Genomic DNA, 15,772 nt, shown 5'->3' with positions numbered 1-15,772 from the left:
GTTCACCTTAACTCCAGCTAGACGTTTTCTTTACGAAATGATGAGATAACTCGACATAATGCGCTCTCCATTCTTGTTCTCACGTTTATTAAACCAATCGTCATGCACGGTATTAGTTTTTGCCGCGCGAAAAATATTATTTTCTCTCTGGAGGAAAGGATGTTATTTAAATTAAAACCGCTGGTTATCAGTTTGCTGGCTGCACAAGGCATTATGATTCCTGCGATGCAAACCAATGCCGCCGTTATTCAACCCTTTGACCCTGCGAAAAATGACAACAAAGTGGGGGTGTTTTGCGTGTGCAACGGCAGCACACAATCGCTAACGGGGTTGCCGCAATTTACGCCGGGTAAAAGTGGCGAATTGCAGGTCTCCATTGGCGAGTTACAGGATCAAGGCCGGTTGGTGACAGATAACAACTTATTGGGTAAAGAGAGGTTGAGTCTGGGGGCGCAGGATTTCACGATCTCCGTGCCTAATGAAGATCACCGCTCTTACAGCAATTTCCAGACTTACAACACTGCCGCGTTAAGCAATCTCGCTCCGGTCGATAGCAGCACCCTGGTCACCGATTTCGAAGAGGTGAAGAATCAGCAGTACATTGATGCGCGTGTTGCCTCAGTGAGTAATGGCACTATCAACGTGCAACTAGGCACTGAGGGAGCCAGCACGGTGGCAAATGGTTGGGAGATGGCGGCAAAGCAGAGCCGCTTATTCACTGCCAGCAACAAAGGCAACATGAACTGGGATTCGGATAACCGTATCACATTCACCGCGACGCAGATTCCTGCCGTGTCTCGGTGGGGTCTGAATGTGGACAATCTGGTGGCGTATAATGGCGCATTCAGTGTGACCAGCCTCTATGGCGACACCACCGACTTCAACGTGACGTCATTGACCGATCTGCAAAATTACAACGACTGGCTGATTGAGCAACTGCAGAATGGCCAAATCAGTTCCGCTGACTACAACAACGAATTTAATAAAGCAGTGACGCTCAGCAGCGGGCAGGTGGTGTGGGGAGTGAATACCCCGGATGACGATGAAGCTTTCCTGCCAATAGGCGAGCGCGTGGTACTCAGCGCTGACGGTGCCAATGCGCGTGCCACTATTGAGGCAGGAAAAACCCTTGAGGTCGCGAATGCCAATGGCGGGGCCATGCGTGCAGACAATGGCGCTACCGCAACCATAAACGGCAAGCTCGCCAGTACCGGCAGCGGAATCACCGATAATGATGCTCTGGTATTAACCAATGGCAGCAGCGGCATCAATAACGGTGTGATTAATAGCGGTTTCTTTAATAACGCCGATGGGAGTGGCATTGATAACAGCACGCTCGGCATTAACGGATTAGCGGTAAATGCCAGTGATAGTCACTTTATCAACAACGGCATTATCAACAGCGCGGGATCAGCCGTTGTGCTGGATAACAGCGAAGGGGTGAATAACGGCACCATCAATCTGGTCGACGACAACGGCAGTGCAATAGCGGTGACGCTGAGCGGCGATGCGAGCACCTTTACTAACAACGGCACAATCTATCTTGGTCGTACGCCGCAAAATCATCCCGGTGATGCAACGTCTGACATTATGCTGGATAGCGCCACCGGTATCCTTCAGTTGGGTAGCAACAGCGCAGTCAACAACGGCCACATCATCATGGGTTCGGGCGTACAAAGCGGCGCGGCGATGAGCGTGACGGGCGGCGCGGATGCCGTCACCCTGAATAATGGCGTCATTGATGTCAATGGTCGCGGCACTGGACTGGCGGTGATGGACTCTGGCAGCGGCGGTCAGGTGGGCAATGCCGGAGTGATTAACCTGAATGGCGATAACGGTACCGGCCTGTTGGTGACGGCGAATGACGGTGGTTTTGCGCACGCCTGGTCTGATGGACAAATCAATATTGCTGGCAATGCAAATGTCACGGAAGGAATACGTAACACCGCAGTATGGGTGAACGGTATCGATAGCGGCGTCGCTTCGGCGGAGATCAGCGGACCGATCACCTTAAACGGAGTTGGCGCGATTGGGATACGCGCGGAAGGCAATGCCACGGTGAATGTGTCGCAGGCGGCTCTACCCACGGGTAATAGCGGTGCCGATCAAATCACCTTTCTCGCTATGGGGCCGAACGCAAAAATTTTACTGCCCGAGAATGGCCACTACGGCGTAACGGGAGATAACGCATCCATCTTTCGTGTGCAGGATGGCGCGAGCTTTGATGGCAGTGGCATGACGTTAACTTCAAACGGCAACCTTTCCACCGCCGTCCTGGGCAGTGGTGATAACACCACGGTCAGCACTGGCAATGCCATCTTTAATCTCGGCGAAAATGGCATCGGGTTGCGTATTGAGGGTGCTGCGCAGGGCACGATTGACGCTGCAACCACCGTCAATATGAATGGCATACATAGCATCGTGGCACAGGTACAAGGCAATCGTACCGACCTCAATGGCAATATTACCAACTCCACAACGCTGCCTTACACCAACACGCTGCTGACTAACAATGCCAATATCCATGGCTCGCAGGATCGGCAGATTGGTTTTATTGCCAGTAGCTCTGGGCAGCTGATCAATAACGGTGATATCGCACTGGAAGGCAGCAACACGGTGGGGATTGGCTCGCTCGGCGGGAATGCCACCAACAATGGCACTGTGTCGATCACGAATGGCAGTAGCGGGCTTTACTCCGAGGGTTATACCTATTCGGTTGGCGCTCGTGCGACCAACAACGGCACGATCAATGTCTCCGCCGGCAATGCCAGCGCGACACAGCCTTCCGTGGGCGGCGTAGCTTTTGGGGACGCAGCTTATTTCTACCAAAATGGCACCATCAATCTGTACGGTGAACATGCGGTGGGCGCACAGGCGGGCAATGGTGGAACGGTAGTGATTGGTGAAGGCAGTCAAATTGCATTCCATGCTGCCAATCAAATCGGTTATCAGGCGCTTGAAGGCTTTAGCAGCATTAGCAACAGCTCCAATTTGACGACGGATGCGGAGAACATCTCGTTACTGAGTGCAGGTGACGGCGGCTATATCAATAACCAGGGTACCGTCACCGTCAATGGCAATAACAGCCGCGCGGTTGCACTGGCGGATGGCGGCCTTCTGATCAACAGTGGTTCGATTTCCGCTTATAAAGGTGTGGCTTTGGATGCCTCATCAGGAGCGTCAACTTATCGGCAAAACAGTGGACAGATCTATTCCGAAGGGACCGCTGCCATTCGTGTTGGCAATGGCGGTTCGCTTAACATTATTGGTGATGGGCAAGGCGAACAGTACAACAGTTACAGCAGCAATATCTGGTCCAGCGGTGACGCAGACACGGTGTTGATTGATAACGGTGCCGGAGGATTTATCGCCGATCATGTGGAATTGAGTGGTGCCCGCAATCTTATCAATAACCGCGCTGAAACCAGCAATATTGCACTGAATTATGTGCGACTGGACGTCAATGGCGGTAATGGCATTCGCTCGGCAACGTCGTTCGGCTATGACGACCATGTTTATATCAACGTCAGCAGCAACAGCCTGACCAACGCGCCCGGCATCGGCTATCTGTTTGCTAATGAAGATGGTTCTGTCACCCACAACGATTTGACCCTCGGTCCCAATTACACCATTTTCCTTTCGGGTGCCAATACTACCGGCGTACGCGCTAATACGACCGGCAGAGTGATCAACGAAGGCTTTATCGGTGTGTATGACTTTAGTGGCGGATCGGCGATTGTCACTGACACCGCCAGTGAAGTGATTAACCGGGGCAGTATCGTCTCAAACAGTAAAGTCTCACCGGTGATTGATCTGCGCGGAGGGCAAACACTGTTTATCAACCAGGGGCAAATCAGCGCCACCTTCCCGGATATTGAGGTGGTGGCGGGCGGCGCGACCAACGACCGCATTGCACTGATGTCAGGCAGCGTGGTGGGGGATGTGAATACGGGGGCCGGTAACGACATCGTGCAGGTGTCCGGCGGCACGCTTAATGGCAGCGTGACAATGGGGAGCGGCACTAACCAGGCGCTGGTGGAGAAGGTTGATCTGGCTAATACCCGGCACATCACCACGCAGAATGGCGCAGGCAGCACGCTCTATTTTAATGACATCAATGCGCGCGGCGGGTCATTTAGCGCCGATGACCTGAGCAAAGGCACCAACCTTGGCGGTGGCTGGAGCACTATTAACTTCAATAACACCCAATGGACGTTGACCGATAATCTGAAACTGGCGCACAGCACCATTAATATCGGTGAAGGTTCAACGTTGTATGCGGGCAACGGCGTCAATCCACTGCTGAGTGGCGCCACCGACGGTTCGCTGGTAGTGAATAATGCCGGTACGCTGGATCTGACTAATGGCAATGGTGTTCCCGGCAACACGCTAACCATCGATGGCGATCTCAACTCAGCTGGCGGACGCGTGAAGCTCAATACGCAAATTGATACAGGCGTCAGTGACAGTGTGCGTGTGAATGGCAATACCAGCGGCACCACTCTGCTGGATGTCAACCCGACGGGGAACCGTCTGGCGGTGATGACGCCTGAACAGGGCATTGCACTGGCGCAGGTAACCGGCAATGCCAGTGCTAACAGCTTCGCGCTGGAAAAGGGCTATGTCGCCGCGGGTCCTTATCAATATGGCCTCTACAACAGTTCAAACGGAACCGGTCAGGATTTTCGTCTCGCGAGTAACTTTGTCAGCGATGCAGCAGGTAATGCGGTGCGTCCACAACTTACGCCTCAGATGCCATCTTATATTTCTGCGCCGGTCGGGCTGGCCTACTACAACATGGCGGTGATGGACGATCTTCATAAGCGACTGGGAGAGCTACGTCAGGATTCAGGCAGCAGCGCGGGCAACGGCGGTGAGATGTTTATCCGTTATCTGGGTTCCAATCTCACCTACAAGACGGATCGCAGCCTGAGTCAAAACGGCTACGATTTCGATCTTGATTACAGCGCAGTGCAACTGGGCGGCAATCTGATTCATCTTCAAGGCGCCAGCGACAGTTTGCGAGCCGGGGTCGCCTATACGCGCGGAAATGCCCGTATTCGTCCTGATGCAGCGGACGGTTACAGCTCGACCACTTTCGATAGCGATACCTTGTCGCTGTACGGCACCTGGCTGCGTGACAGTGGCTTCTATGTTGATGGGGCACTGTCATTCGACTGGCATCGTGGCGATACCGATATTGCGCGGCAAAAAGAGGTGGGCAAACTGAAAGGCAATGGCTGGGGCGCTTCACTGGAAACCGGCTATCCGTGGCAGTTGGGCAATGGCGTACGTCTCGAACCGCAGGCGCAGTTAATGTACTTGCAACTTAACATGGATGATCTGGTGGATCGGGATAACACACGCGTCAGTTGGGGCAATTACGATCAAACCATTGGCCGCGTGGGCGCGCGTTTGGAACGCACCTGGCAAGATACAGCCGGCCAGCAATATACGCCTTATCTGCGCACCAGCTACACGCGTGGTTGGGGAGGGGCGGCCACTACGCGAGCGGGCATTAACGGCGGCGCGGACAGTGTCAGTTTCGACAGCGGGAAGTTCGGACAGATGTGGGATGTGGGCATCGGTGGTACGGCCGCGCTAAAAGGGAATCTCTCATTGTATGCCGAGGCCGACTATCGTCAGGAAATTGATGGTAACGGTACAAAAGGCTGGCGCTATAACGGCGGGGTTCGCTGGCAATTCTGATCGCGTTTACCTTACGCCAATATCCATTGGCGTAAGGTTTTTCTTATTTCCTCTCTCGAATGTTTAAATACATACACGCCGCTATTAATAAACATTGCCCACCTCAATCCAGGGTTATTCGAATCCATCTTCGCCTCTTACTCTTTAAATTAACGCTCCCTTTTGATGTTTAACCATCAAAATAAATCAGCCAGAATGCTTGATATCACATTTCGGAAAATGAATTTCAAATAAAAATTAACATGAAATAAAAATACCGATAGCGTCATTTTCTGTTTTGTTCTGCTGTATTTCCAAATGCGTTTTTACCAGGAGAGGTTATGGAAAAAGAACTGTATATCTCGACCAATACCGCGTCAGGCCCGAATAGCGTGACGCGAACTGAGCCTTTTGTGAAGATTATTGCGCTGGTGGCAACGCTCGGCGGATTATTATTTGGCTACGATACTGGGGTGGTATCGGGTGCGCTGTTATTTATGCGCAGTGACCTGCAATTAACGCCCTTCACCACGGGTCTGGTGACCAGCTCATTACTGTTTGGAGCCGCATTCGGCGCTTTACTGGCCGGACATTTCGCCGATGCCATGGGCCGGCGCAAAATCATCATCACTCTGGCGTTTATTTTTGCCCTTGGCGCAGTCGGTTCAGCCTTTGCGCCGGATGTTGTGTCGATGATTATGTCACGACTTTTCCTCGGCATTGCCGTGGGCGGTGCTGCGGCGACTGTGCCGGTGTATATCGCTGAAATCGCGCCAGCCAATAAACGCGGCCAACTGGTGACCTTACAGGAGTTGATGATTGTATCGGGTCAACTGCTGGCGTATGTCTCGAATGCAACCTTCAATGAAATCTGGGGCGGTGAACATACCTGGCGCTGGATGCTGGCACTCTCGACTGTTCCCGCCGTGCTGTTGTGGCTGGGCATGATTTTTATGCCAGAAAGCCCGCGCTGGCTTGTGATGCGAGGCAATATCCGCGAAGCCAGGCATGTGTTGGAGAAGACCCGTGCAGCAGAGGATGTTGAGTGGGAGTTAGAAGAGATTGAAGAGACCATTGAAGAAAACCGGCAGAAAGGTAAAGGTCGGCTGCGCGATCTGCGTACGCCCTGGCTACGTAAGGTGTTTCTGTTAGGTATTGGTATCGCTGCCATCCAGCAGTTGACCGGCGTGAACACCATTATGTACTACGCTCCGACCATGCTGACAGCAACGGGGCTGAGCAACGATGCCGCGCTGTTTGCCACCATTGCCAACGGCGTCATTTCCGTGTTGATGACCCTGGTCGGGATTTGGATGATAGGCAAAATCGGTCGTCGACCGCTGGTGCTGGTGGGACAGATGGGCTGTACGGCTTGCCTGTTCTTTATTGCCGCCGTGTGCTTCTTCATGCCGGAATATCTGGCAGGCGGAGAGGTCAATCTGCTGCGTGCCTATCTGGTATTGACTGGCATGCTGATGTTCCTGTGTTTCCAGCAAGGCGCACTTTCCCCGGTGACCTGGCTGCTGCTTTCGGAGATCTTCCCGGCGCGCATGCGTGGGATCTGCATGGGCGGCGCGGTGTTCGCACTGTGGATGGCCAACTTTGCTATTTCAATGGCATTTCCGATATTGCTGGCTGCTTTTGGTCTTGCAGGCGCATTCCTCACCTTCGCGATCATCGGTATTGGTGGCTCGATGTTTGTGCTGCGCGCCATTCCGGAAACGCGAGGGCGCAGTCTGGAACAGGTCGAGCATTACTTCTTCGCGCTGTATGACGGCAAGCCTTAGGATGGATTCGCGAGCTTGATGTAAATCACTCAACGATGACGCAGTATAAATCCAGAAGATAAATTACTATCAAAACACGCTAAACACTGCAGCAAAACAGAATAACCAAAACACAATGCGCTGATAATCATTTCAGGAAATAACATGAGCCAGAAAATAAGCCGTGACCGTTTTTGTATTAATCGAAAAATTGCGCCGAACTTAACTGTTAATCAGTTTTTCACCCTGGTGAAAGATTTAGGGGTAAATAAGGTCGAGATTCGTAATGATATGAAGAGCGGAAGTGTCACGGATGGTTTAGGGGGCGAGAAAATTCGTGAATTGGCAAATCAACATGCGCTGACCATCGAAACAATCAACGCGGTGTATCCGTTTAACCAGTTATCCGCTGAGATATTGGAAAAAACACGGGGTTTATTAAAGGACGCACGTGAGACCGGGGCGAAAGCGCTGGTGCTGTGCCCACTCAATGACGGAACGGTGGTCTCCAGTGAACAAACGGTTGCCGCTTTAAAAACGCTCGCGCCGCTGTTCGCCGAATACGGCATTGAAGGGCTGGTGGAACCCCTGGGCTTTCCACAGAGTTCTCTGCGTTCGGCGGCACTGGCACAACAGTTGATCAAACAGGCAGATGTGCCATTCAAGATCGTGCTCGATACCTTCCATCATCATTTGTATGAAGGCGCAGAACAGGATTTCGCTGGTGGCGTTGACGTTAACCGCATCGGATTGGTTCACCTGTCTGGCGTGACGGATACACGTCCAACTGCAGAATTGACTGATGAAGAACGCATCATGCTCAGCGCTGATGACATGTTGCAATCGAAACGACAAGTCCAGCGCCTGGAGGAGAGAGGTTACACCGGCACTTACGCGTTTGAACCTTTCTCGTCAGTGATGGAAGCGTGGAGCGAAGCGGATATCGCGCGTGAGATTCGTACCAGCATTGATTATCTGAACCATTAATTTTACTCGTACAGAAGAACGAAGGAACAAACCATGACGCTGAATATTGGTGTAATTGGCACTGGCGCAATCGGGCGCGAACACATTCGTCGTTGCAGTCAGGTGCTGCAAAACGCTCGCGTGGTTGCACTGAATGACATCAACCGTGCTAACTGCGAGCAGATCCTGACCGATCTCGCGCTCAAAGCCGAGATCTATGACAATGCACATGACCTGATTAATGCTCCCGATGTACAGGCGGTTCTGGTGACATCATGGGGCCCGACACATGAAGAATTTGTGCTGGCAGCGATTAAAGCCGGGAAAGCGGTATTTTGTGAAAAGCCGCTGGCGGTGACGGCGCAGGGTTGTATGAACATTGTGGAGGCGGAGATCGCGAGTGGTAAAAAGCGCGTGCAGGTTGGCTTCATGCGCCCGTACGATAGCGGCTATCGTGCATTGAAAAGCGTTATTGATAGCGGAGACATTGGCGAACCCTTGATGCTGCACTGCGCACACCGTAACCCGGAAGTCGGCGATGCCTACACCACGGACATGGCGATTACCGATACGCTGATCCATGAACTGGATGTTCTGCGCTGGTTGCTGAAAGACGATTACGTCAGTGCTCAGGTGATTTATCCGCGTAAAACCCGTAAAGCCTCATCGCATCTGAAAGACCCACAGATAGTGCTGCTGGAAACGGCGAAAGGTGTGCGTATTGACGTCGAAATTTTCGTCAACTGTGCCTATGGCTATGATATCCAGTGTGAAGTGGTGGGTGAGACCGGGATTGCGAGCTTACCTGAGCCGATGTCCGTTCAGACGCGAAGCGCGGCTAAACTCTCCACGGGAATTCTGACCGACTGGAAAAAGCGCTTCATCGATGCCTATGATGTGGAATTGCAGGATTTCATTAACAATGTGTTGTCTGACAACATGACGGGCCCATCGGCCTGGGATGGCTATGCTGCGGCGGTTGCTGCCGATGCTTGTGTTGCCGCGCAGAACAACGGTGAGATTGTGCCGATTACCATGCCACCACGCCCTGCGTTTTATCAATGACGGAAACACGGGCGCACCAGGTGCGCCCGTGTCAGTAGCCAGCGTCAGAAAGTGTGCTTGATTTATCGTTGGAGATTTACCGCTAAGTGCTGTATAAATATTCAGTTCATTTAAAGCGAGATGGCTTGTTTCGCCTTCTAAAAGGGCTACTTTTTCAGACTTGAATTGAATGTTGCCCACATTTAAATGTCGAAATTTCAGGAAAGGTTGAGTTTTTACTTTGAGGAGGCATCATGTTGAAACGGTTGATGCCCGTTGACGGTTTAAACTTCGTGAAGTCAGGAGATCATATGCCAAAATTTCTGGAGCGTTTTCTCAGCATGCCGGGGCGATTGATGCAATCAATCAACCAGCAGGATATTGAGCAGTCAAATGACAGCAAAATTATCACTGATGCGAACGGTAATGCCTGGTTAAATATGAGTAATCCTCAGGTCCGCGATTCCATGCAGGCTCGCATGAAGGAATTGGCCGCGAAACGTTAAGGATTAACGATGGGTCCCTTGGTGATTATGGTGGTATTGGTCTGTGGCTTTTGGTTTACAGAAAATCATTATCAATCACGCATACGCCAGGCCAGAACTAATGGCTGGACATCGTACTTTTATGTTGCCATGCATGGTTGCAAGTTTGTCATTCAGGGATTTTGCCTGGTTCTGTTCATCTACCTGTTTTTACTCATTGTTAGTCTCATTATTTCAATCCCCCATCTGTTTGTGTCCACCTATGGCATCAAAGACTTCTATTCGTGGTTAACGAACAAAACGGCTCTCTCATATCCACTGTTTTTCATTCTCTCTTTGTGTGCAGGGTGTTTTATCGCCTGGAGGGCAGGTGATGCCGCACAAAAATCATTGCGTGACGAACGCGTCCGTCAGGCCGCCTATCGTGAAATGGCAGCCCTGGATGCGATTGAATCCCTGCTGGTTCAGGCTATTGATGAGGACATGTTGATTTTCGTTACGCTTAAATCACGCAAGGTCTACATTGGTTATGTCGCCGCACCTCGTATAGAGCACAGTCTCACCCAGCACCTGTCTATCATCCCTTGTATCAGTGGCTACCGGGATAAGGACACGTTGTATTATCACGAACAACATCGTTATTACGAACTCTATCTGAAGAAGGGGATTACGGCGGACTCAAAGGGATTGAACCTGCAACATTTCCGGCATGTGATACCAATGAATGAAGTAGAGGCCATTTCGTTATTTGATACCAGCACTTACCAATGTTTCGATGAATTCATCAACAACAAGTCTGAACACGCCACCAGCGAGTGACGCTGTCACCCTAAGCTGACACTCACCGCACCACGACCTGCTGCCGTTGCCTCTCCCTCACGCCGCTTTCCGTGTAATATCGCCGCCTTTGATGTTTGCAGGGATTTTACAAAATGACGGATTTAACCTTGAGCCGTCGCCAACCCTCTGTTTGGTGGGGCGCGATGATTATCTGCGGCACGGTGGTGGGTGCGGGTATGTTCACCTTGCCAATTGTGATGGCCGGTGCATGGTTTGGTTGGGCGCTGCTGCTGTTATTGGTGACGTGGGGCGCGATGTTGCTATCAGGTTTGCTGTTTATGCGCACCAGCCTGCATTACCCACAGGGATCCGGTTACGATACCTTAACCAAAGATCTACTGGGTCGCGGTTGGGCAACGCTTAACGGTCTCAGTATTCTCTTTGTGCTGGGCATCCTGACTTATGCCTACATCTCCGCCAGCGGTCCGGTTTATCAGCACTCGCTCAATCTGGCGGGGCTGCCGCTCTCAACCGCAGGCGCTAAAATCGCGCTTACGCTTTGCGTTGCCGCCGTGGTGTGGCTCGGTACCACTGGCGTGAGTCGTTTAATGACCTTCTGCGTACTGGCGAAAATCCTGCTGTTGATCCTGCTCTTTGGTGGTTTGCTGACGCAGGTTAGCTTGCCTTCGTTATTCAGCGTCGCCCCAGCGGGAGAGCACTATTGGCCCTATGCGTTGGGCGTATTACCGTTTTGTCTGGCGTCTTTTGGTTATCACGGCAATATCACCGGGCTGGTGAGTTATTACCACGGCAATAAACGGCATATCACTCAAGCGCTGGTGCTCGGTACCCTAATGTCGCTGGCACTCTATCTGTTCTGGGTTACCAGCACCATGGGCAATTTGCCGCGCGCGGCATTTCCTGCAATCGTGCAGCAGGGTGGCGATATCGCCGCGCTAATGGCGGCGCTGAGCAATCATCTGCACGTCAGCGCACTGGCATTGATGATGTCGATCTTTTCGCATTTCGCTGTGATTGCGTCCTTTCTCGGCGTTACAGCCGGTCTGTTTGACTTCATCGCCGATCGTTTAGGCTGGGGCAGTTCTCCTGCTGCACGGCTGAAAACCGCCTGCCTGACCTTTCTGCCACCGTTGATGGCGTCATTACTCTGGCCACATGGCTTTGTCGCCGCGATTGGCTTCGCAGGACTGTTTGCAACGCTTTGGGCGGTGTTTATCCCGGCCATGCTGGCATGGAAAGCACAACAGCGATTTGCCGGGATGCCGCGTTGCACGCTTCCGATTGTGCTGGTGATGATTTTCGGTGTGCTGAATATCGTCGCCTGGTTACTGAGCTGGGTGGGCTGGCTGCCCACCTTCGGTGGCGCTTGATTTAAGCATCGTGAAATAAACAGAGTGGTGCGCCGCATAATGGGTCGGCCACCACGCTGGCTTCGACCTGAAAAACCTCGCGTAAGACTGGCGGCGTCAATACTTCTGTCGGTGTGCCTTGAGTCACCAACTGCCCCTGCTTCAGTAACACCAGGTGATCGCAATAGCGGCCGGCCTGGTTAAGGTCATGCAGCACGGTAATCACGGTTTTACCCTGTGCTTTAAGTTCACCCATCAATTTCATCAGCTCAACCTGATGATTGACGTCTAACCAGGTGGTGGGTTCATCGAGTAAAACCAGCGGCGTATCCTGCGCCAGCAACATAGCAAGAAAGACCCGCTGGCGTTGGCCTCCTGATAAAGCGGTGACACGTTGACGCGCCAGGTCACCAATATCCATCCGATCCATCGCATGCTGAACCTGCATTTTGTCGCTGGCTGACAGGCGGCCCCAGAAGGGCAGCCACGGACTCCGTCCATATCCCACCAGCTCTTCAACGCTGATGCCTTCGGGTATCAAATGCTGCTGCGGCAACAACGCCAGATGCCGTGCCAGTTGACGAGAAGTCAGAGACGTTAAAGCTTGCTGTTCAATGCGTATTTCGCCTTGCTGCGGGGTAAGTAAGCGAGCAAAACTTTTCAGCAACGTCGATTTGCCACAGCCGTTGGGACCGAGCAACGCGCTAATCTGTCCTGCCGGTAGCGCAAGATTTAAATGGTGAAGGATGCGTTTGTTGCCATAACCGATACAGAGATCGTGAGTTGAGAGTTGCATTTAGCGCATCCTAATCAGTAACCAGAAAAAGCAGGGAGCACCGAGTAGTGCTGTAATCACACCTGCAGGCAGTTCCATCGGGGGGGCAATAGTGCGTGCAAATAAATCAGCGAATACCAGCAGCAATGCACCGCCAACAGCCGCTAGCGGCAGTAAGTGGCGATGACGTCCGCCAACCCAATGGCGCATCACATGAGGAACCACCAGGCTGATAAAGCCGATGGGCCCACAGATCGCCACGCCGATCGCCGCCAGCGCCACGGCGATGATTAAAGCCCAACGCTGAACGGACGCCAGACCAACGCCAAGGGTGGCGGCGCGTTCATCGCCGAGGGCCAGCAGATCAAGATCGCGCGTAAAACGCAGGCTGCCCAACAGCAACAGTGGGACAGGCAATGCCAGCGTAACCATCGACCAGTCACGTCCCCACAAGCTGCCAGTCAGCCAAAGCAGCGACATGTTGACATCCTGCGGGCGCGATAACATCAGGTAATCCGTCAAACTTACCCAACAAGCAGACAGCGCGATGCCAACCACTGCCAGACGTAAAGGTGTCGAGAAATTCACCAGCATGCGTAATATCAGTAACGCCAGACATCCACCGCCGAAGGCAAACAGGGGCAGCAAGAAGCCAGGAAGCGCAGGGAAGAGCAGCAGTACTGACAACGTAGCCAGGCTCGCGGCATGGTTGACGCCGAGAATGTCCGGTGAAGCCAGGGGATTGCGAATGATGCCCTGTACCAGAACACCGGAAACGGCCAGCGCCGCCCCCACCAAAACCGCCAGCACCAGGCGCGGCAAACGATATTCGAACACGGCATAGTGGGCATCGCCAGCGGAATGCCATGATTGCCAAAACACCGTCCAGCTCATGCCTTGCACGCCGAGTTTCAAACTGAACAGCGCGGCGACTATCATCCCCGCCAACAGTAAACAGAATACTAAGCGTGCACTCATGAATGGCGTCTCCGCGCCAGCCAGACAAATCCCGGCGCGCCAATCAATCCCAGCACCACGCCAGCGGGTATTTCACCGGGCCAGGCTAACCACCGGGCGGCGATATCCGCCATTAACAAAATCAACGCGCCGAGGATCATCGACATCGGCAACATGATGCGTAAATCATGCCCAATCCACGCCCGCGCCAGATGAGGAACCAACAACCCGATAAAGCCTAACGGCCCGGCAACACTCACACAGGCGCCCACTAGTATCAGCAGTGCCACGCTGAGGAGTCGTCGAAGGCGATACAAATTCACCCCCAGCGCATGAGCAGCCTCATCACCGATGCCGAGCAGATTGAGCGCACGAGCCTGTAATAAAATCAGCGGCGTCAGAAAACCGACAAACGGCAGCAGTAACCAGACTTGTTGCCATCGTGCATGAGAAATACCGCCAGCCAGCCAGTAAAGAATGCCAAAGGCGTGATCTTCTGACAGCAGCAGCGTCACACGCGTTAACGCCATGCAAAACGCAGAAAGGGCAATGCCAGCAAGGATCAGCCGCTGGCGGTCGGTGCGCTGGTTGTTGCCTCGGCCTGCTGCACTGACGCATAGCCAGCTCAACCCACCACCCGTAGCCGCGATAATCGAAAGCGGATAGCCCTGCAACGCCATCGGGCTAAATGCAGACGTCAGCGCAATCGCCAGGGCCGCACCACTATTGATGCCAAGAATAGCCGGTGAGGCCAGCGAATTGTGGGTCAGCACCTGCAATAGCGCACCAGCCAACGCCAGACTGGCTCCCAGCATGATGGCCACCAGCGCACGCGGCAGGCGAAGGTTAAAAACCAGGGCTTCAGCCACGCTGTGCGCGTCTCCTGGCAGCAGTGCATGCCAGGCCGCCTGCGCGGATATCGGCAGTGCGGCAAAACTTATCAGGCTGAACCAAAACGCGGTGCCCAATGCCATCAGGCTGATTAACCAGCGGTGAAATTGTGTCATGGCGCAGTCAATAACGTGACGGTGTCACTGGCAATTTTTTCTGCGGCAAACAAGCCACGTGCGCGCGCCCAGCTATTGCTGTCCACCGAGCGAATATGCTGCTGTTGATCAGCCTTCATCAGGCTCCACAATGGATCTTGCTGCCATTTTTTCACGATACTTTCATCGCGATAGTGCGCCACCAGTAACCAATCAGGATTAATCGCCAGCAACTGCTCCAGGCTGAGCACGGTCATCGGCGTGTGATTGACAGACTGGGGCACCTGAATTCCTAACGCCATTAAAACGCCGCCGGTATAACTGGCTGAGGAGTGCAAAGTGAACTGGTTTTCACGTGAAGTGCCAAACAGCACCGAGGTATTTGGCGGCAATTTTGCAGCCGCGTCATGCATACGTTGCTGATGTAATGCCAGACGCTGCTGCATTTCAGTATTTTTACCAACCACATCGCCAATGATTGCGGCAGATTGCAGGTTTTCCGCGTAAGTTTCATTCCTCGATTGCAGTAATAAAACCGGGGCGATGCGCTGCAGTGCTGCATAAATCGTGGCGTGGCGGCTGCTGTCGGCAATAATCAGATCAGGATGTAAGGCGCTAATGGCTTCCAGACTTGGCTGCGCGCGCAGACCGACGGATTGCCAGGGTTGCAGCTGCTGACGGACCTCTGGCAGCAGACGCTGCGGATCATTGTCATCAGCGATGCCCACCGGGCTCACTGCCACTGCCGCGAGGGCATCCGCAAAGGATAACTCCAGTACCACAATGCGCTGAGGAACCTTCTCGATGGTGAAAGTCCCATGTTGATCCTGCACCGTGACAGCGTGCGCGTTTAAAGCCGATGCGATGAAACATCCCATCATCAGCCAGCGTAATAACTGTTGCATAGTGATATCTCCACAAAGCAAAAAACCGGGCTAGCCCAAGGGCTGTCCGG

General features: G+C 53.0%; 11 protein-coding genes. 7 read left to right on the top strand and 4 right to left on the bottom strand.

Annotated features, from left to right (window positions below; translation table 11 throughout):
* Positions 1-159: 159 nt before the first annotated feature.
* The 7 genes from FD744_RS05685 (at position 160) to FD744_RS05655 (ending at position 12,120) form a co-directional block, all read left to right on the top strand.
* On the top strand, positions 160-5,709 hold the full coding sequence (locus tag FD744_RS05685) for an autotransporter outer membrane beta-barrel domain-containing protein (protein WP_160867624.1): 5,550 nt from the start codon (positions 160-162) through the stop codon (positions 5,707-5,709).
* 320 nt (positions 5,710-6,029) lie between these two features.
* Complete coding sequence (locus FD744_RS05680; protein ID WP_160867623.1) at positions 6,030-7,475, top strand: sugar porter family MFS transporter; 1,446 nt, start codon at positions 6,030-6,032, stop codon at positions 7,473-7,475.
* Positions 7,476-7,619: 144 nt separating this feature from the next.
* Positions 7,620-8,441 carry a TIM barrel protein gene (locus FD744_RS05675; protein WP_160867622.1) on the top strand — a complete coding sequence of 274 codons (822 nt, stop codon included), beginning with the start codon at positions 7,620-7,622 and terminating at the stop codon, positions 8,439-8,441.
* 33 nt (positions 8,442-8,474) lie between these two features.
* Positions 8,475-9,485 carry a Gfo/Idh/MocA family protein gene (locus FD744_RS05670; protein WP_160833845.1) on the top strand — a complete coding sequence of 337 codons (1,011 nt, stop codon included), beginning with the start codon at positions 8,475-8,477 and terminating at the stop codon, positions 9,483-9,485.
* A gap of 233 nt (positions 9,486-9,718) precedes the next feature.
* Complete coding sequence (locus FD744_RS05665) at positions 9,719-9,970, top strand: hypothetical protein (RefSeq protein ID WP_236699759.1); 252 nt, start codon at positions 9,719-9,721, stop codon at positions 9,968-9,970.
* Between the two features lie 9 nt (positions 9,971-9,979).
* Positions 9,980-10,768 (top strand): hypothetical protein, encoded by a 789-nt coding sequence (locus tag FD744_RS05660; RefSeq protein WP_160867621.1) that lies wholly within the window; start codon positions 9,980-9,982, stop codon positions 10,766-10,768.
* A gap of 113 nt (positions 10,769-10,881) precedes the next feature.
* Complete coding sequence (locus tag FD744_RS05655; RefSeq protein WP_160867620.1) at positions 10,882-12,120, top strand: aromatic amino acid transporter; 1,239 nt, start codon at positions 10,882-10,884, stop codon at positions 12,118-12,120.
* A gap of 1 nt (position 12,121) precedes the next feature.
* On the opposite strand, the gene fecE is transcribed toward FD744_RS05655, so the two are convergent.
* Genes fecE through FD744_RS05635 form a run of 4 tightly spaced genes read right to left on the bottom strand, consistent with a single transcriptional unit; the run spans position 12,122 to position 15,722 of the window.
* On the bottom strand, positions 12,122-12,895 hold the full coding sequence (gene fecE / locus FD744_RS05650; RefSeq protein ID WP_160867619.1) for a Fe(3+) dicitrate ABC transporter ATP-binding protein FecE: 774 nt from the start codon (positions 12,893-12,895) through the stop codon (positions 12,122-12,124).
* Positions 12,896-13,852, bottom strand: a complete 957-nt coding sequence (fecD, locus tag FD744_RS05645; protein WP_160867618.1) for a Fe(3+) dicitrate ABC transporter permease subunit FecD — start codon at positions 13,850-13,852, stop codon at positions 12,896-12,898. It lies immediately after the preceding gene.
* On the bottom strand, positions 13,849-14,838 hold the full coding sequence (fecC, locus tag FD744_RS05640; protein WP_160867617.1) for an iron-dicitrate ABC transporter permease FecC: 990 nt from the start codon (positions 14,836-14,838) through the stop codon (positions 13,849-13,851). Before fecC ends, fecD begins: the two co-directional genes overlap by 4 nt.
* Entirely contained in the window at positions 14,835-15,722 is an 888-nt protein-coding gene (locus tag FD744_RS05635) for a Fe(3+) dicitrate ABC transporter substrate-binding protein (protein WP_160867616.1), read from the bottom strand. Before FD744_RS05635 ends, fecC begins: the two co-directional genes overlap by 4 nt.
* Between the last annotated feature and the right edge of the window lie 50 nt (positions 15,723-15,772).

The organism is Pantoea sp. Taur (assembly GCF_009830025.1).
GTDB classification, from domain to species: domain Bacteria; phylum Pseudomonadota; class Gammaproteobacteria; order Enterobacterales; family Enterobacteriaceae; genus Pantoea; species Pantoea communis.
The sequence above is the reverse complement of the archived record's forward strand: the minus strand, read 5'-3'. Positions and strand labels throughout refer to the sequence as shown.

Bases quoted from the DNA above. Each gene is read 5' to 3' on its own strand.
- FD744_RS05685 (WP_160867624.1), top strand. From the start codon at position 160: ATGTTATTTAAATTAAAACCGCTGGTTATCAGTTTGCTGGCTGCACAA.
- FD744_RS05680 (WP_160867623.1), top strand. From the start codon at position 6,030: ATGGAAAAAGAACTGTATATCTCGACCAATACCGCGTCAGGCCCGAAT.
- FD744_RS05675 (WP_160867622.1), top strand. From the start codon at position 7,620: ATGAGCCAGAAAATAAGCCGTGACCGTTTTTGTATTAATCGAAAAATT.
- FD744_RS05670 (WP_160833845.1), top strand. From the start codon at position 8,475: ATGACGCTGAATATTGGTGTAATTGGCACTGGCGCAATCGGGCGCGAA.
- FD744_RS05665 (WP_236699759.1), top strand. From the start codon at position 9,719: ATGTTGAAACGGTTGATGCCCGTTGACGGTTTAAACTTCGTGAAGTCA.
- FD744_RS05660 (WP_160867621.1), top strand. From the start codon at position 9,980: ATGGGTCCCTTGGTGATTATGGTGGTATTGGTCTGTGGCTTTTGGTTT.
- FD744_RS05655 (WP_160867620.1), top strand. From the start codon at position 10,882: ATGACGGATTTAACCTTGAGCCGTCGCCAACCCTCTGTTTGGTGGGGC.
- fecE (WP_160867619.1), bottom strand. From the start codon at position 12,895: ATGCAACTCTCAACTCACGATCTCTGTATCGGTTATGGCAACAAACGC.
- fecD (WP_160867618.1), bottom strand. From the start codon at position 13,852: ATGAGTGCACGCTTAGTATTCTGTTTACTGTTGGCGGGGATGATAGTC.
- fecC (WP_160867617.1), bottom strand. From the start codon at position 14,838: ATGACACAATTTCACCGCTGGTTAATCAGCCTGATGGCATTGGGCACC.
- FD744_RS05635 (WP_160867616.1), bottom strand. From the start codon at position 15,722: ATGCAACAGTTATTACGCTGGCTGATGATGGGATGTTTCATCGCATCG.